Annotated in this window: 2 protein-coding genes and 1 pseudogene; 1 reads left to right on the top strand and 2 read right to left on the bottom strand. The window is 68.4% G+C overall.

Features of this window, described 5'->3' with window-relative positions; all coding sequences use genetic code 11:
• Nucleotides 1–324: 324 nt before the first annotated feature.
• Both ABZW74_RS24275 and ABZW74_RS24280 read right to left on the bottom strand, forming a co-directional pair.
• Nucleotides 325–1,128 carry an NAD-dependent deacylase gene (locus ABZW74_RS24275; protein ID WP_355280041.1) on the bottom strand — a complete coding sequence of 268 codons (804 nt, stop codon included), beginning with the start codon at nt 1,126–1,128 and terminating at the stop codon, nt 325–327.
• Nucleotides 1,129–1,138: 10 nt separating this feature from the next.
• Nucleotides 1,139–1,561: an HIT family protein gene (locus ABZW74_RS24280; RefSeq protein WP_240861687.1), complete on the bottom strand. Its 423-nt coding sequence runs from the start codon at nt 1,559–1,561 to the stop codon at nt 1,139–1,141.
• A 500-nt stretch (nt 1,562–2,061) separates the two neighbouring features.
• On the opposite strand from ABZW74_RS24280, the pseudogene ABZW74_RS24285 reads away from it, so the two are divergent.
• A pseudogene (locus tag ABZW74_RS24285) lies at nt 2,062–3,180 on the top strand (3-oxoacyl-ACP synthase); the annotation flags it as partial.

Here is a 3,180-nt window from a genome sequence, read left to right on the forward strand (position 1 = left end):
CAGGGCGGCCTCGGCTTCGGTCTGGCCATGTCCCGCGTCGTCCTGCGAGAACTCGAGTTGAGTTGGAGAACGCGAGTGCTGCAGCACTCGCGTTCTCCAATTCGGCTCCGGTTGTCGCGGGTGCCGGCCGTGCGGAGGCTCCGGGCCGCATGGCGGCTCCGCTCTTCCGGGCCCACGATCGCCGACGACGTCGGCGTGTCGCGGGTTTCAGAAACCGCGTGTCTGGTCGGAACCCGAGGCGCGTCGGCGGTTTCTGGCCACATCTGCGGTTCTGGCGACGAGTGCGGTTTCTGCGACGAGTCCGCGCTCGGGCGACCGCGGATCTCAGCCTGCGGGAGGGTCACCGTCGCCGAGGGCACGCACCAGCTCGGGCAGTCCCGTGGCCGCGGTCACGGGCACGCGGTGGCGGGCGATGCTGCTGAGCGCTGACGGTTCGGGATTGAACTCGATGACCGGAACCCCGGCGCGAGCGGCGTGTTCGGGAAGACTCGCCGCGGGGTAGACGATCCCGCTGGTGCCGATCACCAGTACCAGGTCGCTGCCGCGTATCGCCTGCTCGGCCCGTTCCCACTGTTCGGTGGGCAGTGCCTCGCCGAACCAGACGATGCCGGGCCGGACGTCGCCTCCGCAGTAGGGGCACACAGGCGGCGTCACCCGTCCGTCGAGGGTGTCGCTGTCGAGATCGGTATCGCCGGGATACGGGCGTCCGCACCGAGAGCAGCGCGGAGCGAACAGGCTGCCGTGCAGATGGCTGACGACCTGGCTGCCGGCGCGCTCGTGCAGGTCGTCGACGTTCTGGGTGACGATCATGACGACGCGGTCGCGGGCCAGGTCGGCCAGTGCCTGATGGCCCGCATTGGGTTCGGCGGCCCGGACCTGGCGAGCCCGCCACGAGTACCAGCCCCAAACCAATGCGGGGTCGTCGGCCCAGGCCTCCGGAGTGGCGAGTGTCGCGGGGTCAAAACGCTCCCATAGTCCGGTGTCGGCGTCGCGGAACGTGGCGATGCCACTCTCGGCCGACATGCCGGCGCCGGTGAAGACGGTGATCCATTCCGCGTCGCGCACCAGGTCGACGACGGCTTGGGGGATGGGTTCCGGCGGATTCGCAGTCGGTTCGGACTCGGTCACCGCGTCGACCTCACGCCGACTTCAGCGCGGTGCGCAAGGCCGACGCGGTGTCGTCCGGGGCGGGGTCGCGACGGATCACGAGGCCCTTGGCGAAACTGAGTTTGTCGCCGTTGTGGCGCGGGACGACGTGCAGGTGCGTGTGGAAGACGGTCTGGAACGCGGCGCGTCCGTCGTTGAGCGCGATGTTCACGCCGTCGGCGGCGATGGTTCCCGACCGCATCGCAGCGGCGACCCGCTGGCCCGCGTGGAAGAGCGCGGCACCCCGGTCCGGATCGAGATCGGCCAGCCCGACGGAATGCACTCGGGGGACCAGCAGAGTGTGGCCTCGGGTGACCGGCCGGATGTCGAGAAAGCCCACCACGTCGTCGTCGGAGTAGACGATTCGGGCTGGTGAGGTACCCGCGACGATGTCGCAGAAGATGCAGCTGCTCATGGCCAAACCCTACTGTGACGCGCGCGGTGCTTCAGATCACATCACGATTTTGTAACGACGCACCGAGCGGGCGCTCGGCCTGCGGATTTGCCGAAAAAACGGGGGCTGATCAGTGTGGATTCTGGGTGCCTGTGACCCACCGTCGACGTGCCGCCAAGTTACCCGCGCGGTTACTGGCGGGTATACCGCAGGGTCAGTTCCAAACATGAGGAATCCCTCACTTTCGTGTGTCATCATTGGTTCCACGTTCACGCCGACGAGGGCTCGATGCCGAGCCGTCATGAGTCAATGTTGTTGCACAACAGGCGTGTTCGGACTTTCGTGCCCAGAGTTGGGCGCGTTTGCCCACATAGTCCACCAACCAGCAACTCCCACTGCCCAGGCGCAGCTACGGCCCGTGGCATGCCCGAAACCGGGTGGGTCGGTCCAGCCGGGGAAACCCCTCGACCACCCCCACACCGACCCCCGACCGCATCACCGCCGACCACAGAGGAGACCTCGTGACCGTCGACCAATTCCGCACCGGCACCAAAGGCGCAGCTTCCGCAGAGCGCCCTTCGACCACCCTCATCGACCGGCTGTCCGCCGGTGAGCCGTACGCCATCAGCTTCGGTGGTCAGGGAGGTCCGTGGCTGCCGACACTTGCCGAACTGGTTGTCGACGCCGACCTCGAGCATCGGGTCGCCAAGATCGTCGAGGCGGCAGAACGTCTCGTCGAGCCGGTGGCCGACCAGATCACCGTCGCGCGTTCCGAGGGCTTCCACCCGTTGACCTGGGTGCGCGCGCTCGACGCGGGTGAGGCCACACCGTCGGAGGTGGCGCTTGCGGACTTCACCCTGTCCGGTCCGGGCGTGCTGCTGACCCAGATCGCGGCGATCGAGGCACTGAAGAAGCAGGGTCTGGACACCGCGGCCATCGCGCCGCGTTCCGTCGTCGGACACTCGCAGGGTTCCATCGCGGTCGACGCGGTCGCCATGAATGGTCGCGGAGCCGAATCCGGTGAGGGTCTGCTGCTGGCCGTCGCGCAGCTCATCGGTGCTGCGGGCTCGCTGATCGCTCGACGCCGCGGCCTCGGCGTTGCCACCGAGGGCACCCCGATGCTCGCGATCACCAACATCTCGCCGGCCCGGATCGAAGAGATCCTGGTCGAGTATCGCGCCGGACTGGCTGCGCCCGAGCAGTCCACGGCGCCCGTCGTCTCGATTCGCAACAGCCGCAGCGCGGTGGTGCTGTCCGGTGCGCCGCGGCACCTCGCCGCGTTCACCGCGCTGTGTGAGCGCATCGCCGCGCAGGAAGCCGACGAGCGCAAGCGCAAGGTGACCGGCGGCGAACCGTTTGCGCCGAAGTTCGATCACCTTCAGGTGTCGGTGGCCTTCCACCATCCGGGGATGGCCGACGCCGTTGAGCTGGTGGGCGACTGGGCGGTCGAATGCGGCATCGACCGCGACCTCGCGACCCGGCATGCCGCGAGCATTCTCGTCGAGCCGGTGGACTGGGTGTCGACCGTCGACGGTGTGGTGGCCGACGGTGCCGCCTGGATTCTCGACTTCGGTCCCAGTGACCTCGCGACTCGGTTGACCTCCGCGCTGGTGCGCGGGCAGGGCGTCGGCCTGGTGCCG

This window comes from Gordonia sp. NPDC003585 (assembly GCF_040610755.1).
Classification (GTDB): domain Bacteria; phylum Actinomycetota; class Actinomycetes; order Mycobacteriales; family Mycobacteriaceae; genus Gordonia.